This window comes from Terriglobales bacterium (genome assembly GCA_035651655.1).
Lineage (GTDB): Bacteria > Acidobacteriota > Terriglobia > Terriglobales > Acidobacteriaceae > DASRFG01.
The window spans coordinates 47,551-72,019 of the sequence record DASRFG010000031.1 but is presented as its reverse complement, the minus strand read 5'-3'; the positions used below and the strand labels follow the sequence as shown (position 1 = coordinate 72,019).

The 24,469-nt window shown below is 57.6% G+C and carries 22 protein-coding genes; 10 read left to right on the top strand and 12 right to left on the bottom strand.

The features are described 5' to 3' along the window. Positions 1-46: 46 nt before the first annotated feature. The 6 genes from infB to VFA76_15475 all read left to right on the top strand — a co-directional run bounded on the left by infB (position 47) and on the right by VFA76_15475 (position 7,475). Positions 47-2,884 carry a translation initiation factor IF-2 gene (infB, locus tag VFA76_15500; GenBank protein HZR33251.1) on the top strand — a complete coding sequence of 946 codons (2,838 nt, stop codon included), beginning with the start codon at positions 47-49 and terminating at the stop codon, positions 2,882-2,884. Between the two features lie 73 nt (positions 2,885-2,957). Then, on the top strand, positions 2,958-3,248 hold the full coding sequence (locus VFA76_15495; protein ID HZR33250.1) for a DUF503 domain-containing protein: 291 nt from the start codon (positions 2,958-2,960) through the stop codon (positions 3,246-3,248). Positions 3,249-3,332: 84 nt separating this feature from the next. Continuing rightward, a complete protein-coding gene (gene rbfA / locus VFA76_15490; GenBank protein HZR33249.1) occupies positions 3,333-3,698 on the top strand; it encodes a 30S ribosome-binding factor RbfA in 366 nt (121 codons plus the stop codon). 10 nt (positions 3,699-3,708) lie between these two features. Then, positions 3,709-4,701 (top strand): bifunctional oligoribonuclease/PAP phosphatase NrnA, encoded by a 993-nt coding sequence (locus VFA76_15485; GenBank protein ID HZR33248.1) that lies wholly within the window; start codon positions 3,709-3,711, stop codon positions 4,699-4,701. A gap of 24 nt (positions 4,702-4,725) precedes the next feature. After that, positions 4,726-6,351, top strand: a complete 1,626-nt coding sequence (locus VFA76_15480; GenBank protein HZR33247.1) for a glycosyltransferase family 39 protein — start codon at positions 4,726-4,728, stop codon at positions 6,349-6,351. A gap of 125 nt (positions 6,352-6,476) precedes the next feature. Next, a complete protein-coding gene (locus VFA76_15475) occupies positions 6,477-7,475 on the top strand; it encodes a GNAT family N-acetyltransferase (protein HZR33246.1) in 999 nt (332 codons plus the stop codon). Between the two features lie 13 nt (positions 7,476-7,488). On the opposite strand, the gene VFA76_15470 is transcribed toward VFA76_15475, so the two are convergent. From VFA76_15470 to VFA76_15440, 7 genes are all read right to left on the bottom strand, one after another. Then, positions 7,489-7,677 (bottom strand): hypothetical protein, encoded by a 189-nt coding sequence (locus VFA76_15470; protein HZR33245.1) that lies wholly within the window; start codon positions 7,675-7,677, stop codon positions 7,489-7,491. Continuing rightward, positions 7,674-8,105 carry a DUF6677 family protein gene (locus VFA76_15465; protein HZR33244.1) on the bottom strand — a complete coding sequence of 144 codons (432 nt, stop codon included), beginning with the start codon at positions 8,103-8,105 and terminating at the stop codon, positions 7,674-7,676. The genes VFA76_15470 and VFA76_15465 overlap by 4 nt, the downstream gene beginning before the upstream one ends. Then, complete coding sequence (locus tag VFA76_15460; GenBank protein ID HZR33243.1) at positions 8,105-9,271, bottom strand: Xaa-Pro peptidase family protein; 1,167 nt, start codon at positions 9,269-9,271, stop codon at positions 8,105-8,107. The genes VFA76_15465 and VFA76_15460 overlap by 1 nt, the downstream gene beginning before the upstream one ends. A gap of 62 nt (positions 9,272-9,333) precedes the next feature. Next, the gene (locus tag VFA76_15455) at positions 9,334-10,899 is read right to left on the bottom strand and encodes a sodium:solute symporter family protein (GenBank protein HZR33242.1); all 1,566 of its coding nucleotides are present in this window, start codon (positions 10,897-10,899) and stop codon (positions 9,334-9,336) included. A gap of 31 nt (positions 10,900-10,930) precedes the next feature. Further along, positions 10,931-11,218 carry a DUF167 domain-containing protein gene (locus VFA76_15450; protein HZR33241.1) on the bottom strand — a complete coding sequence of 96 codons (288 nt, stop codon included), beginning with the start codon at positions 11,216-11,218 and terminating at the stop codon, positions 10,931-10,933. Between the two features lie 46 nt (positions 11,219-11,264). Then, a complete protein-coding gene (locus VFA76_15445) occupies positions 11,265-11,969 on the bottom strand; it encodes a YggS family pyridoxal phosphate-dependent enzyme (GenBank protein HZR33240.1) in 705 nt (234 codons plus the stop codon). A gap of 28 nt (positions 11,970-11,997) precedes the next feature. Further along, complete coding sequence (locus tag VFA76_15440; protein ID HZR33239.1) at positions 11,998-14,193, bottom strand: oligopeptide transporter, OPT family; 2,196 nt, start codon at positions 14,191-14,193, stop codon at positions 11,998-12,000. A 357-nt stretch (positions 14,194-14,550) separates the two neighbouring features. On the opposite strand from VFA76_15440, the gene VFA76_15435 reads away from it, so the two are divergent. From VFA76_15435 to VFA76_15425, 3 genes are all read left to right on the top strand, one after another. After that, complete coding sequence (locus tag VFA76_15435; protein HZR33238.1) at positions 14,551-15,354, top strand: ComF family protein; 804 nt, start codon at positions 14,551-14,553, stop codon at positions 15,352-15,354. A gap of 9 nt (positions 15,355-15,363) precedes the next feature. Further along, a complete protein-coding gene (locus VFA76_15430; protein ID HZR33237.1) occupies positions 15,364-15,969 on the top strand; it encodes an HNH endonuclease in 606 nt (201 codons plus the stop codon). A gap of 279 nt (positions 15,970-16,248) precedes the next feature. After that, positions 16,249-17,268: a hypothetical protein gene (locus tag VFA76_15425; GenBank protein HZR33236.1), complete on the top strand. Its 1,020-nt coding sequence runs from the start codon at positions 16,249-16,251 to the stop codon at positions 17,266-17,268. A 25-nt stretch (positions 17,269-17,293) separates the two neighbouring features. Here the strand turns inward: VFA76_15425 and VFA76_15420 are convergent, their stop codons facing one another. The 4 genes from VFA76_15420 to VFA76_15405 all read right to left on the bottom strand — a co-directional run bounded on the left by VFA76_15420 (position 17,294) and on the right by VFA76_15405 (position 22,619). Continuing rightward, positions 17,294-18,145, bottom strand: coding sequence for a hypothetical protein (locus tag VFA76_15420; GenBank protein ID HZR33235.1), 852 nt, complete (start codon positions 18,143-18,145; stop codon positions 17,294-17,296). Between the two features lie 86 nt (positions 18,146-18,231). Next, the gene (locus tag VFA76_15415; protein HZR33234.1) at positions 18,232-21,138 is read right to left on the bottom strand and encodes a hypothetical protein; all 2,907 of its coding nucleotides are present in this window, start codon (positions 21,136-21,138) and stop codon (positions 18,232-18,234) included. 28 nt (positions 21,139-21,166) lie between these two features. Beyond that, a complete protein-coding gene (locus tag VFA76_15410) occupies positions 21,167-21,700 on the bottom strand; it encodes a hypothetical protein (GenBank protein HZR33233.1) in 534 nt (177 codons plus the stop codon). A 130-nt stretch (positions 21,701-21,830) separates the two neighbouring features. Further along, entirely contained in the window at positions 21,831-22,619 is a 789-nt protein-coding gene (locus tag VFA76_15405; GenBank protein HZR33232.1) for a YihY/virulence factor BrkB family protein, read from the bottom strand. A 566-nt stretch (positions 22,620-23,185) separates the two neighbouring features. Between VFA76_15405 and VFA76_15400 the strand changes: the two genes are divergently transcribed. Then, the gene (locus tag VFA76_15400) at positions 23,186-23,389 is read left to right on the top strand and encodes a cold-shock protein (GenBank protein ID HZR33231.1); all 204 of its coding nucleotides are present in this window, start codon (positions 23,186-23,188) and stop codon (positions 23,387-23,389) included. Between the two features lie 86 nt (positions 23,390-23,475). On the opposite strand, the gene VFA76_15395 is transcribed toward VFA76_15400, so the two are convergent. After that, complete coding sequence (locus tag VFA76_15395; protein ID HZR33230.1) at positions 23,476-24,393, bottom strand: Kdo hydroxylase family protein; 918 nt, start codon at positions 24,391-24,393, stop codon at positions 23,476-23,478. Positions 24,394-24,469: the final 76 nt, after the last annotated feature.

Sequence of the window (24,469 nt, the reverse complement as noted above, 5' to 3'; positions counted from 1 at the left end):
TTGATATGAAAACTTAACGGGTAGTAACGGAGGAAATAGACGGCGGATGCAGAAGATTCGTATTAACGACCTGGCCAGAGAGTTGGAAGTAAAGAGCAAGTCCATCCTTGACGCATTGCAAGCGGTCGGGGTCACAGAGAAAAAAACCCACTCCAGCTCCCTTGAGATAGACGAGGCGGAGAAAGTGCGGGGGTATTTCCGCGCCCAGGCAGAGGCCCAAGCTGCGTCTTCGAAACCCTCCCGCTCTGCCCGTGCTGACGACACCATCAAGACCAAGATCGATCTTTCTCATATTTCCAAACCGGGGGACGTGCTGAAGGCGATTGGTAAACAGCAGACCCCTGCCGCTACCCCGACTCCTGTTAAGCCTCCGGCGCCAGCTGCGCCTGCGGTGGAGAGTAAGCCCGTAGTGGCTCCTCCCAGGCCCGCGGTTGCGCCAACTGCGGCGTCGCATCCGCCGGCCGCGCCGATCTCGATCCCAGCGCCTCCTGCGGTGCAGGCTACGCCACCTCCAGTTGCCGCGCCGCCAACGGCTTCGACCCAAGCCCAACCGGTGGCTGCAGCCTCTCCGCAATCCGGCGTTCCAATAGCGCCCCGGCGCATGATCGTGCCGCAAACCGGACCGCGCCCGGTCTATAAGGCGCCGATTGCAAATCGGCCGCAGGCGCCGGCAGCGCCGATGGCGACATCACCGGTCCAGCAGACTCGGCCGGCAGAGAGCCGTCCGATGGCGGGCCGTCCCATAGCTAGTCGCCCGGGGGCGCCGGGACGCTCGGCGCCAGGCCGTCCGGTTCCGGGTCAGCCCATTTTCCAGCGTCCGCGTCCTTCAGGGCCAATGACGTCGCGGTCGCCGCTGCGTCCTGGCGAGCGTCGTCCAATGCACCCCACCAGGCAGTCGCCTACGGGGGTTCGGCCCATGGGTGTTGGCCCGGGCGCGCCGCCGACCAGCGTTCGTCCCGGCGCGCGTCCGAGTGGGCCATCGCGTCGCCCTGGGCAGCGTTATGTTCCGCGTGGCGTGAAGGAAGGCCCGATGAAGGGCTTTGTTCCGCCCCCCCGGCTCTCGCTTTCGACTGAGCCGCTGCCGATCACACGTGCGATCACTATTGCCGAAGGCATAAGCGTTAAAGACCTGGCGGAGAAGCTGGAAATTCGTGCCAAAGATCTTATCGCGCGGCTGCTTGCGCGCGGAGTGTTTGCGACTATTAACCAGAGTTTGGATAGCGAGTTGGCAATCGAAATGGCCCGCCACTTTGGGGCGGAGACGAGCGTCATCACATTTGAAGAGCAAGCCGCCAAGGAAGCAACGGCGGAAGCTGCCACTGGAAAAGAAGTGGCTCGACAGGGTGTAGTGGCACGGCCGCCCGTGGTGACCATCATGGGGCACGTGGACCACGGCAAGACCACCCTGCTGGACTCCATCCGAGAGACCAACGTTGCTGGTGGAGAGGCCGGGGGAATTACACAGCATATAGGCGCCTACAAAGTGAGGGTGCAGGACAAAGAATCTCCGGCTTACGGGCGAGAGATTGTGTTCCTGGACACCCCGGGCCACGAGGCCTTTACCCGTATGCGCGCGCGCGGCGCCAAAGCTACCGACATTGTGGTGCTGGTGGTGGCCGCCGATGATGGGGTCATGCCGCAGACATTGGAAGCCATGGACCACGCCAAGGCTGCCGATGTGCCGATCATCGTAGCCGTAAACAAGATTGATAAACCCGATGCGCTGCCTGATCGCGTGAAGAAGCAATTGGCGGATCGCGGCCTGATGCCAGAAAACTGGGGCGGCAGCACAGTCTTCGTGGATGTTTCTGCGAAACAGAAGACCAATCTCAACCTGCTTCTGGAGATGGTCGCTCTGGTTGCTGACTTGAAGGAATTGAAAGCGAATCCCGAGCGCTCGGCGAGCGGCGTGGTTCTCGAAGCCAAGCTTGATCGCGGACGCGGCCCGGTGGCAACCGTCCTGGTACAGGACGGAACCTTGCGCGTAGGCGATAACTTCGTCGTCGGCAACATGTACGGAAAAGTGCGCGCCATGTTCGATGATCGCAGCAACGCATTGGATGAGGCGCCACCTTCCACCCCAGTCGAGATCCTCGGCCTGGAAGGATTGCCCCAGGCGGGTGATCAGTTTGTAGTGGTGGCCGATCGCGAGAAAGCTCGTGGCGTCTCTGAATATCGCGAGCAGAAGGCGCGCGAGGCGCAGCTGGCGAAGAGTTCACGGGTTTCACTGGAAGGCCTTGCGGAGCAGCTGAAAACTGCCGGCAGCAAAGAACTTTTCATCATTCTTAAAGGCGACGTGCAGGGCTCGGTCGAAGTCTTGTCAGACTTGCTCGGCAAACTGTCTAATGACAAGGTCAGAATCAAGGTGCTGCGCACCGGCGTAGGCGCAATCACGGAAAGCGACGTGCTATTGGCCTCGGCGTCAAACGCCATCATCATCGGCTTCAACGTGCGGCCTGAGCGTAAGGCGCAAGAGCTGGCTGAACAAGAGAAAGTTGACATCCGCCTGCACTCGATCATTTACGAGTTGCAGGATGAGATCAAGAAGGCGATGAGCGGACTGCTCGAGCCGACGATCAAAGAAAACTACCAGGGACGCGCCGAAGTCCGCGAGACTTTCCGCATTCCGAAGGTCGGTACGGTCGCGGGTTGTCAGGTGATAGACGGAACCATCAAGCGCGATTCCGAAGTTCGCCTGCTGCGCGATAACGTCGTCGTTTTCAAGGGCAAGATCGGATCTCTGCGCCGGTTCAAGGACGACGTCAGTGAAGTCCGTAACGGCATGGAATGTGGTATCAACATCGCGAACTATGGCGATGTCAAAAAAGGTGATGTGATCGAGGCCTTCGTAACCGAACACATTGCCGCCGAAGTGATCGCATAACACAGATTCTGGTTTCGAGTTTCAGTTTCGAGTGGCACGAGCTTGAAACCAGAAACGCGATACTGGAAACCGTTTGGTCGCGCTACTCACCCTCGAGCTCCGCATCGAAGCTGCGCATTCTTTGAAGGACAAGCGTCAGGTAGTCCGCAGTTTAAAGGACCGCCTCCGCGCGAAATTCAATGTGTCTGTTGCCGAGTTGGACCACACCGATCTTTGGCAACGTGCGACCATTGGCGTAGTTAGCATCTCAGATTCCCGGGACTACCTGGATAGCCTGATGCAGAGCGTGGAACGCCACTCGTTGCGGGTAGTGAATAACGCCGGAGCCGAAGTCGAGGATTCATATCTGGAATTTCTAGGATGAATTCAGCGGGCGCGCCGGCCAACGTCGGAACTAGCCATTTCTGATATCCTCTTCGGTTCTTTGACTTGTCCTGTTGTGAACGCCATGCCAGAGCAGCGCAGCCAGCGATACCATCGTGAGCGGCTGAGCGAGGCACTGCGCGAAGAGATCGACACCATTCTTGAGGGAGAGCTGGCCGACCCGCGCGTCGGTTTGGCCCACGTCAGCGAAGTCAAACTTGCGCCCAACAACCGCTCGGCGCACATCTTTATCTCAGTACAAGGAGACGAGTCCGACACGGAAACGACTTTTGAGGGGCTGGCGGCGGCGCGTGGCTATATTCGCCACGAAGTGGCGGACAGACTGCGTTTGCGCCACCCTCCGGAGCTGTTTTTTGTGCTGGACAGGTCCCAACAATATGGGTCTAGAATTGAGCAACTACTGAAGCGAATCAACAAAAAAAGCAGGTGACCGATTTGCGGTGTGTAAAAACGCATTCGATATGGCGGTTTTTGTGCTTGAGGCCATGTTGAAGGAAGTCCTGGACGAAATAGGCAGGCGGGACGGCTTCCTGCTGACCTCGCATGCCCGGCCCGACGGCGACGCCGTTGGTTCCGTGCTGGCCTGCTCGCAAATCCTGCGCCAGTTGGGGAAACAGGCCCAGGTGGTTATGCACGATCCGGTCCCCGTTATATACCGCCCTTTGCCGTTCGCTGATTCCATTATCCAGGCCAGCGAGATCCGCAACGGTTTTGAGGCCGCCATCATCCTGGAATGTGACAGTGTGCAGCGCACCCGTATTGCCGGCCTCGATCGCCACTTTCTCATCAATATTGATCACCACTCTACAGGCCGGCCGTTTGCCAACGTCAATTGGATCGATCCGCATGCCTGCGCGACCGCCGAAATGGTCTATCGCCTGGCTCGGCAAGCGGGAGTGCCGATTTCCGCTGAAATTGCCACTTGTCTCTACACTGCCGTGCTGACGGATACCGGTTCGTTTAGTTTTTCTGGAACAACCGAACGCACCTTCGCCCTGGCGCGCGAGTTGGTGCTCTGTGGCGCTGATCCGGCGCGCATCGCGCAACACGTTTATTTCTCCCATCCCGCCTCCAAGATGCGTCTTCTGGGATCAGCCCTCTCCAATCTTCACCGCGAAGGCAATGTCGCGTGGATGTGGGTCACACGTGAACACATGGAGCGCTTTGGCGCCATGGATGAAGACTGCGAAGGGTTGGTAAATTATGCCCTCGCCATCGAGGGAGTGGAGGTTGCGATATTCTTCCGCGAGCTTGCTGACCACCGCCATCGCGTGAGCCTTCGCAGCAAGGGCAAGGTGAATGTGGCCACGGTGGCTTCACACTTCGGCGGCGGCGGTCACGAGCGTGCCAGCGGTTGCTCGGTTGACGGGGCATTATCGGTGGCCATCGAGAGAATCATGGCGCAGCTGAGGATGCGCCCGTCTATTCAGTAGTGTTTCGACGCTAACAATTCCTGCATGAATAACCACCCACGTCCCTGGACGGAATGGCTAACCCTTGCAGGCTTTTGCGCGTTCCTCTTTTATTTTGGACTCGGAGCCTTTGGGCTGGTGGGCGCGGATGAGCCGCGCTACGCGCAGGTGGCGCGTGAAATGCTCGCCCGCGGCGATTGGATCACGCCGTATCTTTATGGACGCCCCTGGTTGGAGAAGCCCGTTCTCTACTACTGGGAGGCGATATTGGCCTACAAGGTCTTCGGTGTGCACGATTGGGCTGCGCGCTTGCCTTCGGCCGTCTCTGCCACAGCATTGGTAACGGCGGTGTACGTTTTCTTCCGCCGGTTTCGCCCCGGTGGTGAGCTTGATGCCGCCCTGATCACCGCCTCGGCCTTAGGAATGATCGGTTTTGCACGTGGTGCATCCACCGATATGCCACTTGCCGCACCCTTCGGGATTGCGATGCTCGCTTGGTTCTATTGGCGTGAAAGTGGCAGCCGTAGAGGATTGCTGATTTTTTATTTCTTTCTGGCGCTTGCGACCTTGGCGAAGGGGCCTGTGACGATTGTGCTCGCCGCTCTCATCATTGGACTATTTGCCTTAATGCAGAGAGAGGCTTTGCCCGCTTGGCGAACCCTTTGGCCGCCGGGAGTCCTATTGTTCCTTGTAGTCGCGCTGCCCTGGTATATCGCCGTGCAGCGGCGCAATCCGGAGTTCTTCCGGATTTTTATTCTAGAACACAATCTCGCGCGTTTTGGCAGCAATCTGTATCACCATACACAACCGTTTTGGTATTTCTTTCCGGTCATGTTGGTTGGCCTTATACCCTGGACCGCCCTGGTAGTAGTGGCGTTTGCTGACATCGTTCGCCGCTGGCTTGCTCCGCGATCTGCGTCGACCCCGGCTGAATACAGCATGGGAGTGTTCTTCTTGATTTGGGCCGCGGTACCGGTGATTTTCTTCTCCCTTTCACAATCCAAGTTGCCCGGCTACATTCTGCCCGGTGTGCCTGCTGGCACATTGCTGTTGGCGGAGTATGCGCACCGAAGACGACAAATAACAGGCGTTTCCGACGGCCTGCATCCCGCTTGGTTGGCGGTTCACGCGGGATTAGCTGCTGGAATCCTCGCCCCAACGCTGCTCATCGCCTACCTCCTGCTGCATCGCCAGATTCCGCTACAGGCATGGCTTACAGCTCTGTTACTTGCGGCGGTTGCATTCGCGGCTATTAGCATCACGCTGCTGAAGCGAGGCTTGCGCGCTCTAAGATTCGTCACCTTGGTTCCCATTATCATCGCTGTCGCCTTGACCATTAAAAGTGGTGGCCCCATCATCGATGCCACGTTATCGCAGCGCCCGGTCGCAGAAGAACTGACAAAGATGGAGTCCACCCCATTGCCAGTGGCCACCCTGGGCGTTCCACGCCAAGTCGAGTACGGACTGGCTTTTTACCGGAACGAGTCCATCGCGTCCTATGATCGCAATCAGATTCCTGCCGGCCAGCATCTAGTCGTGACGCGAGCCGGCTCCCAGTCAGAGCTGGAGCGGCTGCTGGGGTCCCGCCGTATGGTGCGATTGGGATCGTTCGACCCGCAGCACCTGGAGTATTTCTGGATTGCGGCCACAGGGTCAGAACACCAACACTAAACCTCTTCTGTTACCCTCTTGTGTTCCTCAGGTTTGCTTCCGGTGAGTTAGAGCAGCTAGACTGCAAGCGCGGGCCAGTCGAGGTCCCACGCCGACGGCTCCAGAGCTGAATTCTCAAAATTCTCGTGAGCGCATCCCCAGACCGTCGTAACTGGGAAGAAAAGCGGGTCGTCACACCAGAGATCCTCGACCTCAGGCACTTTTCCTCCTCGGACCTGCGCCCCCTGCTTGAGGGCGAGGCGCAGGTGTGGTCGCGCTTGCTTTCCTGGGACTATCGCGGCTCGGCGGAGATGATTCTCCGCTACGTGGATGCCAAAATCCTTCCCGGCTATGCGGCCATCGAGCGTGGGCGAATTTTTGGATATTCGTTCTTCGTGTACGAAGGTGCCAAGGGTGTAATCGGCGACCTGTACGTGGGCAGCAGTTATGGGCCGCAAGATGCCATTCATAGCGTTGAACTCAAGCTCTTGACCCACGTGATCGAGACCTTGCAACGCTCTCCCGGGATCCATCGCGTGGAAGCGCAGCTACTCGTACACGAGACTGGTTCTGTAGCGCGGCCATTCCTCGATGAGGGATTTCGGCGGTATCCGCGCTTATTCATGTCGCTGCCGTTGCATGCGGCCGAGGGCCGGCCGCGAGCTGCGTTAGATGAGGTCGAGATCCGTCCGTGGACTGAACAGGACTATCACGGAGCAGCCTCAGTGATTACCGCTTCCTATCGTGGGCATATTGATTCGGAAATAAACGACCAGTACCGGACGATGAGCGGTTCGGTACGATTTCTGAACAACATCGTGCGTTTCCCTGGGTGTGGCATCTTCGATCCGGAAGCGTCTTTTATGGCCGTGCACAAGCCGACTCGCAGCTTGCTGGGCGTGATCTTGTGCTCTCGCGTGAAGCACGACGTGGGTCACGTGACCCAGGTGTGCGTTGTTCCGGAATTTCGTGGACGCGGTCTGGGTGAAGCGCTTCTGGCCGTGACCGGAGACGCGCTCCGACGGCGGAACTTCACAATGCTTTCACTAACAGTGACGGAAGCGAACCGGCGGGCGGTGGAGTTGTACCTGCATCTCGGCTTCAGCGTGATACGGGTGTTCGACGCGTTTGTGTGGGAAGGATAGGTCGGCAGGATTGTCAGTGGCGGATTAGCCACATTGCCCACCCCGCTGCAATCACTCCACCGACGAATAGGGCAAAACAGTAGAGCCCGTATTTCACCTGCTCGTGTGTGCCTTCACGTTGGGTAATTCCGAAAACTACCGACGCAAACACTGAGAACAGAAGCGCCGCGCTGAAATGCGAGAGTTGAAGAGTGGTACTCATTTCTTCGTTCCAATAGCGATGTGATAAGCGTCCACCGCGCTGATGAAGTTCAATAGGCCGGCCACAATGATGTATTTCGTGCCGTAATCGGCGGTGGCATGCTGGATCATTCCCTGGCCGATGTCGAGCGCCCGGGTAACGATGTACAGTCCGCCCGCGCCGATGTCGCCCACGAACCCCAAAATGTCCAGAATATCGCCACTATTGGGTTGATACACGTGGCCCTGCATCATGAGGCCGATCACGTACATAATTACTATTGACGCCATGAGCAGCGCGCCGCGCCCCCAACGCCTGAGCAGAAGATGACCGGAACCAGGAATCAGCCACGCAACCGCCGGGACCACCACCGACATTATGGTTAGCGGCTGCTCTGCGACGGAAGAATCCAGTTCTGCGGTTACTGATTTTGTTTTGGAATTCGCCATCAGATGATTACGATCTCGTTTTGAATTTTCCCCGTGACCTCAGCCAAGCGCTCGCGCACCAGCATGTTGATTTCGCTGCGGATTCCAAACTCAGGGAAGTACAACCCCGGCTCAATGGAAAAGCAACTGTTGGGCAGAATCTGGCGTTCGTCATGGACTTCCAGGTTATCCATATTCGCGCCGTTGGCGTGAACTTCGGTGCCGATGGAGTGGCCCGTGCGGTGGATAAAGTACTGCCCGAAGCCGGACGCGTTAATGTGATCGCGCGCCGCTTTATCCACTTCCCAGCCGGCAATCTTGCGGCCGGCTGAGACTGCAGCCTGGACAGTTTTGATTCCTGCGTCGCGCGCGCCGCGAACGATTTCGAAGACCTGTCGTTGACGATCGCTGGGCGCCTTGCCAACAAATCCCGTCCAAGTGATGTCGTAATAGACAGCGCCGGGCCGGTTCTTCTTGCCCCAGACATCCAGCAGTACGAAATCACCTTGCTTGATTTTGGCAGACCGATCGGACGACGGCTCATAGTGCGGATCACCGCTGTTGGCGTTTACAGAAACATTTGGCGGATCTTCGGTGACGATTCCCTCGCGCCCGAATGCCTCGAGAAGCCACTGTTGCATTTGAAATTCGTGTGTGCCGCCATTACGCGCCCGCTGGCCAATCTCCCTGAATGCCGCCGCGGTTATACGGTCAATTGCATCGCGCGCTTCGAAGTGACTGCGAATCTGGTCTTCCGTCCATGTTGCCTCGAAGCGGGCCACCAGGTCGCCTGAACTGACCACGTTCTTGCCGAAGCTGCGCACCAGATCAACGGTGCCGGCGTCCACCAGCGAAACCAGAAAGACCAGGTTGTTGGGTGAATACTGCATGGCGATGTTCTTATGGGGCGAGAGCAGCGCCTTTAATTTGTCATTCAGTTCCTGCCAGGCGGAGTACTTTTCCTCCTTGCCGGGTAGTGTTTCCAGATGGTGCGGCTCAATGCGATGAGTCAGCTTAGCGGGTTCGCCCTGCGCTGGAATCAGGTAAAACCACCGCCGCGTGACCTTGCTCGTCATGGGCAGTCCCAACACTCGGTAGGCGATGGGGTCGCGATGGTGGTGGTCGTAGAACAACCACGCATCCAGGCCCTGGTCGCGCAGGGCCGACTGAATGGCAGCAAGATTCATGCGAACCTCTATTCTAAACAAGGTACGTGGGTTTGCGCGAATTGATGGGAGTGGTAGGGGGCTTACCGCGAGACATTATCAACGACTTTGGCCGTTTCGTTCGAATCCGCAAAGAACGGCGCCCATTGTTCTCTTCGCGGAGGCGGCGTCAACGCGCTAACCACGACGAGTGCGATAACGGACACGATTACCGCAGGAAAGATGGCATCGTGTGCCAGCCAGCTTGCTGGAACCAATGTGCTGCTGCCGCGCTGCAAGAAGATTTGCTCTACGTTCCAGAAAACCGTTACCGTGGTGCCGAGTGCGATGCAAGCGACTGCTGCAGGTGCGGTCACCCGTTTGGAAAAGAAAGTGCCCATCACCACGGGTGTGATCGCGGCTGAATAGATGGTATAGGCATAAAGCGCCATGGCGAGGATCGAGGTCCATACTGCGCCTTGCAGCAGCGCGAAAATGCCCAGCAGCACGACCATAAGGCGCGAGACCAGCAGGATGCGATGGTTGGAAGCGTCCTTGTTGATGAAGCGCGCGTACACGTCATTCACGAGGTTCGTGGCGGGCGAGAAAAGATAATTGTTCGCGGTCGAAATCACTTTGGCGAATACTGCTCCCAGGAGCAAGGCCCCAATAAGCGGCGGCAAACCGTGGCGTGCGGTGAAGGGAATGGTTTCGCGGGGGCGGCTTGACAGTTCCGGATTATGAAGGAACAAAGCTGCGCCGAAGACGGCGATGGCAACGATCAGGGTTTCCAGAATCACCGTGCCAATCACCCATCCCACTACCGCGGTGCGGGCATCTTTCTCGCTTTTTGCGGAGAAAAACTTCTGGTACATGCTCTGATTGCCGAGCATTAAGAGAAAGGTCGGTAAGAAGAAGTCCCAGGCCTTGATGAACGCGGCGCCTGTGCCCCGGTTCACGCCGTTCACATACCCGAAGCGGCCAAACCAGGTGAAGTATTCCGGAGGCAGCGCGGCGTGCAGCCCCGGCCAGCCACCCGCGCGCTGCAACAACATGGGAACGGCAATAAAAGAGGTCACTACAATCAACGAACCGATAACGACATCCATGTAGGCGACGGATGCCATTCCCGCCATCGCGGTGAACACAATCACAAACGTGGCGATGATGATCATCCCCAAGGCGTGAGCATTTGCGGGTTGGAAATGAAACGTCTGAACGGCAACTTGATCGAGGCTGGGAAACGTAAGGTGCAGGATGTCTCCCCCACCCTTGAACTGGTACGAAGTAATTGCGGTGAAGGCGAAAAGAATGGCTATCGTCCCCAGCACACGAGCAGTGGCGTTGTAGCGCGTCTCCAGTAGATCGGGCACGGTGAACTGGGCGAATTTGCGCGCCCGAGGTGCGACGAAATAGATAATCAGCAGACCTGCCCAACCCCCCGCGGGCTGCCAGAGTGCGGCGAATCCGTTCTTGAATGCGTTCTCCGCGCCCGCAAACAGGCTGCCTGCGCCGATCCACGAGGAAAGCAGGGTGAACACCAGCACGTAGGCCGGCAAGCTCCGGCCGGCAACCAGGTAGTCGGCTTTCGTTTTGACAGTATGAATGCGGGTAATACTGACCGTCAGGAGGACTACGACGATGATGGAGAGAACGATGGCGTAGAGCATTCAGGTTAGAAATCTAGGTGCCGGACCATTCCTACAATTGCAACCGGCTCCGCACCTGCTCGGCCGAAAGGCCTGTTACGCGAATCAACTTCCGGCGACTGGTCGCACCGGCGGCTATGGTAACTGACGGGCGCGGTATCGCCAACAACTTTGCCAGAAAAGCAATACAAGCTTCGTTCGCTTGACCTTCAACCGGCGGTGCGGTCAGCGACAATTTGAGCGAGTCGCCAACTTCGCCGGTGATGGCATTCTTCCTGGCGCGTGGATGCAGCTTAACCGCAAACGTAACTCCGGCTGGAGTCTGGTTGATGAGGATCAAGCTTCGACCACGGAATATTGGTGTGAAAATTTGGCTTCATGCATGTTTACGGCTTACTTCTTTCGCCAAAAATTGCTGTGCCCACGCGCACACAAGTAGAGCCTTCCTCGATCGCTACCTCAAAATCGTGCGACATGCCCATGGAGAGTACCTGCATTCCGACGCCGGACAATTGGCGCGCAGCGATTTCGTCCCGCAATTCTCTCAGCCGGCGAAAATACGGACGCGCCTGCTGAAGATCTTCGGTGAAGGGCGGGATGGTCATCAACCCGCGAATTTCCAGGTGCGGCATCCGCGACCCAGCCTGCAACAAGCTTTCCAGCTCTGGAGAGCCGGGCGCAACGCCAGTTTTGGCGGATTCGCCACCCAGGTTGATTTCGATGAGCACGGGCAGCCGCCGGTTGAGCTTGGCGCCCGCGCCGTTAAGCTTTTCCGCCAAGTGCAGCGAGTCAAGCGAATCAATACCCGAGAATAGTTCGGCAGCCTTGCTGGCTTTGTTGCTTTGCAAATGGCCGATCATGTGCCACTCAGCGCCGGAGAGATGACGCATGGCATCAACCTTGCCTGCGAACTCCTGCACCCGATTTTCGCCAAACAACCTAAGGCCCGCGTCGTAAGCAGCCATGATCGCCTCCGGCCCCCAGGTTTTAGTCACCGCCATCAAGGCCACGGAATCCGCAGGCCTCCCCGCACTGCGAGCGGCGGCGGCGATTCGCTGCTGCACGTCATGAATGTTTTCAGCGATTGACACGAGAACAGAATTACGGGCGCTGCCGAATTTATTTTCTTGGCGCCGGCCCCTGCAATGGCTTCCGAGCAAAATAGAACAGAGACGCAGCCAGCGCTACGAAAGCAATCACTGCGACCACATTGCCGGTGGTGCCAGGCCCAAAGAGGTGCAGAGTAAGCGCGTTCTCCTTGATCTTTCCCGTACTCTCCACCAGTTTCAGAGCGATACCGAGTAGCCCGACGATGCCGCCAGCTGCGATGAGTCCGCTAGCATAGAGCGAGCCGGGGCTGACCTCACTTTCTTCGTGGGATTCCTGGCCGCGTTCCACAAGCCAGCGCGCCACACCACCGCAGAAAATGGCGGACGTGGTTGCGATGGAAAGATACGATCCCACGGCAAAAGCCAGCGAACGGATTCCCAGCAATTCGACCGCGACCACCAGAAAGACGCCGAGCAGCACGAGTCCCCACGGCAGCTTGCGGCTGAGAATTCCGTTAATTACGGTGGCCATCAGGCGCGCTTGTGGAGCGGCCGCTCGCGCGCTGCCGATTCCCTGGATCCACTGGACTTCGATCTGTCCAGTATTTGAGTTGTAGAGATACTTGCCATCGCCCAGCGACGGAGAGCCCAGTGAGTTCAGCAGCCAGTAGTGCTTGCCTTGCTGGCGAGTTTCGCCTTGTGGTGTTGTCACCGACATTTGCTCGCGATAAAAGTCATGGTCTTCCACCACCACTCCTTGCGGCAGATTGTTGACGTCAATGGGGCGATTCAATGTCTTGAACTCCTCCAGCCCTTTGTTCATGCCGATCAGAGTCAGCCCAATGACGAAGGTCGAAGCCAGGACCCCGATTAGAAGCGCGACCTGCTGCTTTCGGGGTGTGGCGCCGACAAGAAAGCCGGTCTTCAAATCCTGAGAGGTATTGCCCGCATTCGCCGAGGCTATGCAAACTACCCCGCCAACTGCAATCGCAAGGGCGCCAAATGCTGGACTTGTCCAGCCCAGCGCCAGAAAAATCGCGGCTGTGGCCATCAGAGTGGCAATCGTCATACCGGAGATCGGATTGGCCGAGTTGCCGATGAGGCCCACGATGCGCGAAGAGACGGTGACGAACAGGAATCCAAAGATCACAACAAAGACGGATGCCAGCAGGTTTGCACCGATCGAAGTATAGGCGCCGGGAACAGGTTTGAAGGTCAGCATCGCCCACATGGCGAGCACGAGCAATATCGAGCCGCCGAGGGAAAACCATGTCGGTAGATCGTCTTCGGTCCTCAGACGTCCACCTCCAGCTTTCCCAGTTTTGCCCAGGTCTTTAGTTCCAGCCCGCAATGCCGAAACAATTGTGGGGATGGTCTTAATCAGAGTTATTAAGCCGGCGGCTGCCACCGCGCCCGCGCCTATCGGCCGGACATAGGTAGTCCAAAGTTCATCCGGACTCATTTGTGCAATCGGTACAGTGCCGGGATAGATGGCGCCCGGCAGATGGCTGCCGAAGAACTTTATTGCTGGCATCATCACCAGCCAGGAAAAAACTCCGCCGGCAAAGAGTACACCCGCTACTCGCGGCCCAATAATGTAGCCCACGCCCAGATATTCCGAAGTGGTGTTGGCGCGAAGCGAACTTCCCGGGAACCAACTTGGGTTGTAGGTGGGAGTGCCAGGCCAAGCGGCGACCAGGTTCTCATTCTGGAACAACGTATAAAGGCTGCCCAGTCCCAACCCCAAAAAAACTCGACCAGCAAACGATCCACCACGATCGCCCGCAATCAACACATCGGCGCAGGCCGTGCCCTCCGGATAAGAAAGCACGCCGTGCTCTTTGACAATCAATTGCCGCCGCAGCGGGATCATAAAGAACACGCCCAACCAGCCGCCGATCAGGGCGAGCAGAAAAATGCGGGTGTACTCCAATGAGAAGCCGAGAAAAATCAGCGCCGGCATGGTGAAGATGACGCCGGCCGCGATGGACTCGCCCGCAGATCCCGTGGTCTGCACGATGTTGTTTTCCAGGATGGTGGCGCGACCAAAGGCTCGCAACACACTTATGGAAAGTACCGCGATGGGAATGGAGGCGGAGACAGTCAATCCGGCGCGCAGTCCCACATAAACAGAAACCGCGCCGAAAATGATTCCGAAGAACGATCCCAGCAAGACTGCCCGTAGAGTGAACTCCGGCCGGGAATCATTAGGGGGGACGTAGGGCTGGAATCGGACCTCGGAAACTTTGTCCTCAATTGGCGGCACGCGCCCTCCTCATCCTGCTGCGTTACTGGTGACTGAACTATCTGAAGCCGCGCAAGTTAGCACGCGGCCCACCCGGATTACAAGTCTGCGGGCTTTCACGGCGTCTCTAAGTAAGGTGGAGCGGAAAGGGTATGCACGACTTGAACATGTGACCTTGGTGTGCTGCGCCTCCGTTGCACCTGCTTTACAAGCTGGCTATACTGATAGAACACCGTCCAAGAATCGTCAAAACAGGCCGATTTCGGACGCGGGAGGGTCGTCTTCAGCAGTACCGGTGACCTAATTCGGGCTACCAGGGCTGAATCTTCCAAAGGGCAGTCCTCAATCGGTTCCCTTCTGGGAACGGCTGCCGACAGCTTGTTTGCCGCGTTGTTTCCATCTGATTGCCGCCTCTGCAGTGCGCCCCTCAGCAAGATTTCACGCTTACCGGTCTGCGAAACGTGCCTGGCGGAGATGCGGCCGATTGACGGCTTAATTTGTGCCATCTGCGGGGAGCGGCTCGTAAGCCAGTTCGCCCTGGCACCCGATGGGGTGGCAAGATGCGGAAACTGCGAGCGGTCGGCGCCTCTTTTTGAAAGGGCGGCGGCTTACGGCAGTTACGACGCCGGGCTGCGAGACCTGATTCATCTGCTTAAGTATGAGCAAGTCCGCCCCGCGGCAAAAGTCCTGGGCAGAATGCTCGCCGAGGGAGCGTCGGTGCTGAATGACCATTTCGGCAGCCAACCGATGATGGTTCCAGTTCCGTTGCACCGCAGTAAACTGCGGCAACGAGGGTTCAACCAGGCGGAACTGATTGCACGCGAAGCATTGAAGCATGGGGTTCTCCCCGGGTGCGCACCACAGCTGAACGCTTCGGTGCTGGAACGTTGCCGGCCGACTGAATCGCAAACAGGTCTGACCCGTCCTCAGCGAAGAGAGAATATTCGCGGGGCTTTTCGAGTTTGTCATCCCGAGTTGGTGGTGGGCCGCGAGATCCTGCTAGTGGACGACGTGTTCACCACCGGAACTACGGTTTCTGAGTGCGCGCGCATCTTACGACGTGCAGGAGCTACTAAGGTGTTCGTGGCAACGGTGGCACGCGTGCTGAAGGCAGAGAGCACGTTTGTAGAACCGGAGTGGGATGTCGCCGAGGGACCGCTGGCCATGGCGGCCCGGGTTTGAAGAATTATTATGTCGTTGGAGATAAACATTTCGGCGGCTTATCAGGGCAGGGACCCGCTCCAGCCGGTCTTTAGGGCGGAGCACCATCATGATGACGCCCATGCCATGCACGCACCCGTGCTGGTTCTAAATGCCTCCTACGAGCCCATTAACGTGTGTGTGGCGCGGCGTGCCATTGTCCTGGTGTTGAAGGGGGTGGCCATGACGGAGGAAGAGAATGGTCATTACCTCCACGCCGCCCGGTTTGCGGTGCGCGTACCTTCAGTTATCCGCCTGCTCGAGTACCGCCGCATCCCGCACCAGACGCGGGCTCTTTCTCGAAAGAACATCCTGCTTCGGGACCGCAACAGCTGCCAATATTGCGGCACCGTTCTACCCTCAAGCGAGCTGACGCTCGACCACGTCGTGCCGCGCTCGCGAGGTGGCGCCTCCACTTGGGAGAACCTGGTGACATGCTGCCATCCTTGCAACCGGCGGAAGGGTAATCAGTTTCCCCTCGAGGCACGAATGAAGCTCCTGCGCGAGCCCCGTTCCTTCAATCTTCATACCAGCCGACACATCATGCGTATGATGGGCCACTCAGACGCGAAGTGGCGTAAATATCTCTTCTACTAGTGCCCTATCGTGGGGTTACTTGTTTCGGTACTAAGGTCACGCGGTTGTGCCAACCGTGGGCATGGCGATACCACATTCCGGAACTTAGATTTGAGTCTACCCCATCGTTTGCTGCTAGCCATTGTATTTTCAATTACTTAGCTTAACCCGACCCTAGTTACAGCTGGAACCCAAACTGCACCTGCGTAAGGCTCGTCCCGTACTGGGACTTGTCAGCCAGAGGCGACGCGTTTCGTTGCTGCCATAGCGCCGCAGAACACTTATCGAGTCGGAGAAAAAATGCCAGAAGCGGTCATGGACCATATTGTTAGCGAGCTTCAGAAGAACGGGGCCGAGTACTTCCCCCAGAGTAGCCCAGCACGGGGGGTGCGGATTGTTGGACACACCCCTAAGCCTGATCACTACATTTACGATTTGGTTGTGGATTTCGCCGAGGGCAACCAGCGGGTTGCGGCTAAGGTGTACCGCAGCAACAAGTGTGGACCTCGTGGCGCTCGCGGCATGGCCGAGTGGGAATTTGGCAACCTGCAGAGTGTTTATCAGGCTTTTCAGAAGAAGAAGCTCGATGGCGTGCCGCGCCCGATTGGCAACTTTACCGAGTTGGGCGCCGTAGTAGCTGAGAAGTTCAGCGGATTGCCGCTGCAGTCTCTTATTATGAAAGCGGCGCTGCTTCCCGGATTTGCCGACAACGACATGCTGAAGCACGCGGCCCGTAAAGCGGGCGCGTGGCTACGTGGCTATCATCGCGCGCTTTCAGAGGGTGTCGAACCCCTCGATCCTTCCTCGCTGTTGAGCGAACTCGAGACGCTTTGCGAGCGCTGCCGTGGAGAAGGCTTAGACGACTCGGCGATCCGTACCATTGTTTCTGGCGCGCGAGCGGCGCTGGCCCGTACTCGCAAAGGAGTGCCCTGCTCGGCAGTGTTGAATGACTTCACGCCTCTCAATGTGATCGTTGCTGAGAGTGGAATTGGCATTTCTGACTACGCGCGGATGACTCCGCGCGGAGTTTCTTTCAACGATGTGGCGATGTTCTTGGCGTCGGTTGAGGCGCTGGAGAAATATCCCTTCTGTAATCGCCGCATTACCGGACAGGTGCAAGACGAATTCATCGAGGCCTACGGAGTGAGTCCCTCCGAGGAAGGTGTACTGCGGGTCCTTAAGATTAAGGCGCTGCTTGCGATGTTCGCCCAAGGCCGTCGCGGCAAAGAGAGCGCCATACGCAAGAAAGTAATGTGGGCCACGGTGATGAAGCGCTTTATCCAGCAGGCTGCTGAGCGGTCACTGGCCCCGGCGGCGTAGAACTGCAGTAATCCTGAATGACCGGCTAATTCTGCGGAGGCGCGGGCTTCTTCTGCTGCGGAGTGCCTTGCGCGGGCAGCTCCTGCCCCTCGTAGGTGATTTTTACGTTCGATCCAAAACGCTGGTAGTTGCTGTACTTCACGATCTCGCGCACCTGCACATCCCCGGTAGCAAAGTGCAGAGCATCATCGGCCTTGGTGTAAACCGGGAACCAATACTGTCCATCTATCTGCTGTCGCCAGGTAGTGAACTTGGGGAAAAGATTCTCCTGGTTTTTCTTGCGGATGTCAGGAACGGTCTTGCCCGAGGTTTTTACGATCTGAAAGTCGTGATCGTCCACCCAAATGCGGCCTTGAAAGTAGCGCTTCTTCCCTTCGATTTTTTTGGGTGCAATATCGAATACGTACGTGTGTAGCTCGTCTTCCTGTTGCTGACCCACATAGAGGATGTCGTATTCTGGAATCTCGTCGCTGGTGAGAACGAAAGGTAGTTTGTTTTCGATGTCGTCGAGGTCCTCACTGGTCATGCCGATTCTCTGCAGCGTGGACTGTGGTGCAAAGACGACGTGTTGCACCTTGTGACCTCGGCTGTCGAAGGTGACGTCGAAGACTTGCTGGTACTCACCGTCAACCGTATCCCCATCAACCGTCTGAACTTTTACTGTTTGCCGGTAAGTGTAATTCTCCCAGGTCTCCTTGAACTGTTTCTCTTTAGCGGCGAAGCGCTTGATGATTTCCTCCGCCGTGATTCCTTGAGGCTGTGCCGTGTTCAATGCGCCTTCACCCTGTTGGGCGGGAGCGGGTAAGACAGAAACCGAAAACGTGAGAGCAAAGCCGAGAAGTGGCAAAAGAAGAGCGCGCAAGAGCGAAAATTTCATAAGGTTCAATTCTACGGGAATTAAGAGCTTAGATGCCTGAAAGCAGGGCAGAGATGCTGAGGCAGGCCCGGCCTAAGTCTCTGGATCTAGCGAGGGTTAAGTCGCCCACCGGCGAAGTTGGGCGTGGGCACTGGCCACAGCCTCTGTAATTCGAACTGCTGAGCGTTGCTGCCGCTGGTTGCCGTAACTTTCAGCGTAACGGCACCGTACGAAGTGGCAGGAGCCGGCAGCACCCGCACGCTGCCACTACGATCGGTAGTGAGATTCAGCTGCCAGGAGTTCAATACCACGGGCTTTGGTGGCAGGGATCCCGGGGGTGGCGTTGGCGCCCAGCGGAAGACTACGCCCAGGAAGGAGACTGGGGCCCCGCCCACCGGATTGGGAGGAGAAGAGGAATCGGTGACCCGGACCGTGACCGGCGCGAAGGTCTGTCCAATATTGATGAACTGCCGGTCTCCTGCGGTCGCCTGCAAACGCTGGGCGCTTACCGGTACCGCAAAGATGACAAATTTTTGGCACGGCGCGCCTGCGGGCGCCACACACGCGCTGACATCTATTTCACTGCTGAGCGCAGTGATCTTGAGAGTCGTGGTGGCGAAACCGTCGGTATCGGTGATCGCACTGCTGGCGGAGAGGCTTGCGTTTCCAAGCAGGATGGCATAGTTAACCTTTCGATTGCTAATCCCCGAGCCGTTGCTCAGAACACGAGCCGTAAGCGGCAGGTTTACAGTTGCGGCCTGAGAAAGCCACGCGCGTGGCGCAAGCAGAGAAATATCGAGACCGGACGAAGTCCCCACCAGAGTTCCCTGGACAAAGGCGCCCGAGGGCAGAGCAGCCATAACCGTGGTGGCTCCAGCGGCAGTAACCAGCATGGGGGTCGTTACTTCGCCCTGCCCATCGGTGACCAGGCTGCAAGCTGACGCGCCGCAGGGGCTGAAGAGCAGGGTGGGCGGAGTGGCACTGAATTTAACGGTGGCTCCGGCCACCGGCGTTAGCAGGTCTTGTTGGAGGACGCGCACGCGGAAGGGATTCACGCTCACTCCTCCGACGGGCGTGCCTGGGTTCGAACCTTGCAGCAGCACGATTTTGTCGCTGCTTATCGTGCCATAGCTAACTGCTTTCAACATCTGTACCGAGCTGCCATCGGGTGCCCACAGAGTGAGGTCTTGTACTCCGTCACTGAGTGGCGGAGCGATCGCGACCGCGAAATTAGGAGTTTGCTGAACCACTGGCGCGATGCTGGCGCCGACGGCAACCGCCATGCCAGGTTGAAAAGAAATCCCGCGAATGGAAAGGGCAGTCCCGCCTTGCACGCCTACGCGCAGCGGCGACACCGTGTCGCCATAAAAAATGTTTGCATGGTAAGGAAAATCGGGGCGACCATCGCCACGGTTGTCTGCAATTCCCAGCTTGAAAATACCGTCAGTCTCAAACAGCGCGTTCAGGCTGGTTTCGCCGGTTACGCCACTACTAAAGTAGTTGGCGAAAGCTTGAGGCGGCTTGCCCGGCAAGTCTGTCGAAGCCCAAAGACCCAGTACCGGCTGAGCCTTGTGCTCGGTTGCTAGCCTGGTCTCATCTGTAGCCGTCACGCGGACCAACATGGTGCGGTTAGCCCGGGCAGCGAATGAGTAATAGTCCACATTCCCATAGCCGGAAAGAGAGCCGGCCCAGTCTCCGGCCGGAGGAACCTTCGCTGGGTTGCCGAAAGATGTGATCACATCCGGAACCGGCGCCGCACTGCCAGCCATCAGAATGTCGTGGCTGATGTTGTCTCCAGGGACCACGGTTACCGTCCAAGCTGTCGAAGCACCGGAAAGCGCCACCTGACCGTCGGCATAAGGGTGGACTCCACTCAGTAAGGTGCAGAGCGGGTCAACCGATTCTGTCGTGATTTGATAGCCCGCGGTGTTTGTCCCATCGGGGAATGGCAGCCCGGCAAGATCGAAAAAGCCCTCGAGGGTCGAAGCATTCGAGCCAAAGTGGTCATAGCGTTCTCCCGAGGGACGCACGAACCCGCTCACCGGATTGCCCGCGTTTCCACGAAATAGAAATCCCGAGACGGAGGAGGCCACGTACCGTTGAGAGGGAACGCCAGTGGCCGGATCTATCCAGCGCGCAACCACCTTCACCCCCTGCATCGGCTGGGCCCGCGAGCCATTGTTGGTGAAGTACACGCTACCTGCAATCCTGGCCGTGGTACTTGCAAACAATATCTTTCCAGAAAAATTGCCTATGTTTGAGGTCGTAACCGGGTACAAGCGTGAGAGCGCGCTTATGTCCTCTAGTTTCGGCTGGTCAGGAAAAGCCGTACAGGGCGCGGGGACCGCAATGCAAGTAGGTTCTATAGCGTGCATCAGAGGAAAGCCCAACTCGTCATCGAGCGTGGGAACGCCGTTCACGACATTTTCGTTCAGGTCAGCCCAGTCGAGTCCCAGCACGCGACCGATAACTCGGACCAGTTGATATTTCATGTAGGTCAAATCGGCGGTCGTCCGCGCGCACTTTCCGTTTAGCACCAGGAGGGCATGTGAAATGTGTGCGTCCAAGCTGAAGTTATCGGGACCACCGAAAACGGCATTCACGCTGCACAAGCTGGAAGCACCCGATCCCAGGAACGCGTCCGTCACCGCTCCGTCGGCGTCATAGACAACGCCGACCGGAGTGCCAACCGCCGTCGGCTGGATGTCAGCAGGCATGGTGATCACTCCGGAAGGGCCGCCGGTCACATTCGTGCCGTTTACATCTTCCGCCAGGCTCCCCGAGTTCACAGCCGCTATGGCAGCGGTGCTGATACTGGTCCAGCGGGTGAAGGCATCAGCGACGAACGCATTGGCGCTTGCTTGTGGTAGTACAGGACTCAAGTCACCCAGATCGGTGTAGTACCGCACCGTGCCTTGGAACCACAGCAGAGGCGTGCCTGCCAATCCGGCATTGAATCCACTCACTCCGGCAACTTTGAGAGGGCCCCCCGCCTGTGCCACGATGGCGGCCATAAGGAGCATCGTCGGTGTGCAGAGGCAACTACTGGCCTTCATTTTGTTGCCTCAGCGAGTCCCGCATCCGCCGCACGAAGTGCTTCAACTGCATCCGGGGGAGCAAGCCTGCTCGCGGCTGAAACCAAAATTGCGATTGACGCGTGGACAAAACCAGCCTGCTGCCTTCAACAGGCAACCGTCCAAGGTCCTGGCCAACTGGGCTGGTCAGCCCTGCTCGACTGGGAGCATAGAGAAACAACATCACGCGCTGCCCCACGCGATAGCGGTCGCCACTGTTCCGCCATAGGCCGGCCCACTCATCTACTGCGACCGTCTCACCCGCTTTGACACCGCGAACAGCTTGCTCCACGTGGATCGAGACGCGCATGCTGGCAACATTTCCTTCGGCTGAGCGGACCGGCTGGACGGCCACCACGTGGCCGGAGAAGATCCGTCCTGCCTTGCTCAACATCTGTTGCGGAGTAATGGCTGCGTCCTGGGCGGGTGCTTGCAAAGCCGCAATGCCTAGTACGAAGACAGCAACGAGGCATACTTCACGGGACTGGGGAGTGAAGATCACGTCGGAGTTTCTTTTGCGCCAGGTAATTAGGGAATCAAGCGTAAAAGAGATAGTCGAAGTTGGCAGTGTCAGGCGTGAGTTTTTTCTGGCGGGAGTACCGAATTGGGAGATTAGGGTTCGAACAAATGAGCTAAGTTTCCCTCTTATAGCCCAAGGCCGAAAGGTAAGCCCCTGTCAGGAGCAGAAGACCCATAAGAAAGGCCCAGAACATGAGCGCTACCGAGATGGAAAATGGCCCGTATACCTCCTGAAAGTTAAGGTGTGGCAGAGCCAGGATGTAAGCGTACTTCAGCGTCTCCGAGATCAGTCCCGCCATTACCGCACTGGGCAGCACCGCACGCAACGGCACCGGCCCATTGGGCAGCAGCCAGTAAATAAGGAAATAAATGGCGATACTCGCGCCGATAGCAAATGCCTTCATCGCTACAAATGCCGCTGTCCGAAAAACAAGGTTGGTCTTGCCACCCAAAACCAATTGCAGAACTTGTTGGTTCTCAGCAGTGAGGGCGATGGAGAGCAACGCCAGGAGCCCACAAGCAAACGCCAGTCCCAGTGATACGAGTTGGTTGGCAAGGTAAGAGCGGTTGCGCGGAAATCCCCAAACCCGGTTCAGGGCCACCTCGAGTGGAACAAACACGCCGGTGGACGTGATCAAAAGTATCCCCAGAGAAGCGAGCTGCACTCGATGGCGTGCGGCGACCAGGGCATTCAGATTGCGAATTACGAAGTCCTGGCCGGCGGGCAAGTAGTCGCGCAGCAGCTGCAATACCACGTCGTACATGGTGCGCGAGTGGAAAACCCTCAGGCTCAAGGTAAGTAACAACATTACGAACGGGAAAAATGAAAGGATGGCATTCGCCGCAACCGAGAATGCGAATGTATGAACCTCGGTACGCATCAGGTAGCTGACGGTCGGCAACAGCTGCTCTCGCCAAACGTCGCTTCGCCAAACAGAGCGAGAAGCCACTGTCTGCAGGTTTGAGGGATGAGGCGGTGGGGCGGGAGCGGATCCTGGGTGGTTCAATGCCCGCTTCTCATGGCAGAAGGCAGTAAGCTCTTCGGCCCGTCGGGGCAAGACAGTAAATCGTCCGTCACCATTGCTGCGTCGGCATCGCCAGACCCGCTTAAAAATCGTTTCAAACTGCCGTTTCCCCAGGAATGAAAATTCATTAATCTGCTTGCCAAAACATAAGTCACTGAATATTATCTCCTGCTCATTGCCCAGAAAACTGGGCATGAGGGTCTGGTCCAGAGACCAGTAGAGTGTAACAAGATGGATTCGGTGACGCAGCAGAGCAGTAGGCGTATGCATGATGGGCTCCGGAGTCGATTGCCGTGGGTGCAGTGCGGCGCGCGACTCGGGAGCCTTTTTTTGTGCTTCCGGTTCGGGATGTAAAAGAAGTTCCTCCGTTCTTACCAGAACTGGTCAAGCCCTGGGAAAGAGCCGGAGCTAAACCTTGACGCGATGTCGAAAGGAGTTCGTCCGTGAGAGAGAAGGGCACAGTAAAGTGGTTTAATGGGGCTAAAGGCTATGGATTCATTCAACGGTCCACAGGAGAGGATGTCTTTGTCCATTTTTCCGCGATCCAGGAAAATGGCTACCGCACCCTCAATGAAGGTGAGACGGTGGAATTCGACCTGCTCAAGGGCCCCAAGGGTTTCCAGGCGGCGAATGTAGTCCGGGTTTAGCTGACCTTTCTACGCACTCCATTGCTGCTCGGCCCTCTCAGTATGCCTACTGAGAGGGTTATTTACTTGTAGCGATGAGAACTGGCTCAGCTCGCCAGCGCTCTTCCGCACAACTTTTCGAGCACGCGAATGGGAGAATGCTCGGGCGCGACCAGCGCCTCCGGCGGGACGATGAAGGTTTGCTCCAGAGCAAACTGACCGGAGAGCGCGGCGTGAGGCACGCCGTCCGTGAACACCATCCAGGTGGCCAGCGGCGGAAATGCCAGGCGTACCTTGGTTGCGCTCCGCTGGAATTGCGCATTCTCCTTCAGGTAATCGTGGAAGCGCAGCATAAAAGAATCATAGGCCGAGCGGCCGGCCACTTTCAGCCCAGCCAAATACAACAGCCGCGATAACAGTCCACGTTTGCTTTCAGATGCAATGCTGGGTAAGCCGGCATCACGCGCATAACGCTGCGCCAGTTCTGGAAACCGTTCCGCCGTTAACCACACCCGCTCCTTGCTGGGATGGATATTGGTGAACACGCGGAGAATGCGTCCGCCGCGCGTCGGGCGGCTGGGGAATGCGTCCACGTGCAACAGATCGTTACGCTTGTGCAGCGGCAGGTCGCGGCCGGCTTCTTCCTGCGGACGAAAGCTGGCGAAATCAAGCATCAGGCGTTCTCTATAAGGTGAAAGGAACCGGCGCACGAACTCGGTTACCTGCTCCGAGTATCCGCGCAGCACCTGGTGCATACGCTGCTGCGTTCCCTTTCCATCCGAGGAGAACCCCCGCAAAATATCCTCTTGTGGGCGGTAAGAAATGTTCTTGTGAAGGCGCAAGGTAGTGGGCGGAAGCCCAACCAGGAACTCGCGATCCGCAGCGGCGAACGCGAACGGCGGTTGGGGAAAGAATAGGACCTGTCCGCGTTCCAGTTCCTCACAGTACCAGCGGGAACGCTCGCCGGCATCGGATTGCGGCCTCCAGCCGCCCACCCCAAATTCAGCCACATCGATCCAGGACATAGACAGAATTGTACCTTGCGCCTCGGCGAATGCCGAGATGGTCACGATGGGAGCAGAGATTCAACGCTGATCTATG

Bases quoted from the DNA above. Each gene is read 5' to 3' on its own strand.
- infB (HZR33251.1), top strand. From the start codon at position 47: ATGCAGAAGATTCGTATTAACGACCTGGCCAGAGAGTTGGAAGTAAAG.
- VFA76_15420 (HZR33235.1), bottom strand. From the start codon at position 18,145: ATGAAATTTTCGCTCTTGCGCGCTCTTCTTTTGCCACTTCTCGGCTTT.
- VFA76_15470 (HZR33245.1), bottom strand. From the start codon at position 7,677: ATGAGTACCACTCTTCAACTCTCGCATTTCAGCGCGGCGCTTCTGTTC.
- VFA76_15480 (HZR33247.1), top strand. From the start codon at position 4,726: ATGAATAACCACCCACGTCCCTGGACGGAATGGCTAACCCTTGCAGGC.
- VFA76_15465 (HZR33244.1), bottom strand. From the start codon at position 8,105: ATGGCGAATTCCAAAACAAAATCAGTAACCGCAGAACTGGATTCTTCC.
- rbfA (HZR33249.1), top strand. From the start codon at position 3,333: ATGCCAGAGCAGCGCAGCCAGCGATACCATCGTGAGCGGCTGAGCGAG.
- VFA76_15425 (HZR33236.1), top strand. From the start codon at position 16,249: ATGCCAGAAGCGGTCATGGACCATATTGTTAGCGAGCTTCAGAAGAAC.
- VFA76_15455 (HZR33242.1), bottom strand. From the start codon at position 10,899: ATGCTCTACGCCATCGTTCTCTCCATCATCGTCGTAGTCCTCCTGACG.
- VFA76_15395 (HZR33230.1), bottom strand. From the start codon at position 24,393: ATGTCCTGGATCGATGTGGCTGAATTTGGGGTGGGCGGCTGGAGGCCG.
- VFA76_15430 (HZR33237.1), top strand. From the start codon at position 15,364: ATGTCGTTGGAGATAAACATTTCGGCGGCTTATCAGGGCAGGGACCCG.
- VFA76_15460 (HZR33243.1), bottom strand. From the start codon at position 9,271: ATGAATCTTGCTGCCATTCAGTCGGCCCTGCGCGACCAGGGCCTGGAT.
- VFA76_15415 (HZR33234.1), bottom strand. From the start codon at position 21,138: ATGGCCGCCATCGTGGCACAGGCGGGGGGCCCTCTCAAAGTTGCCGGA.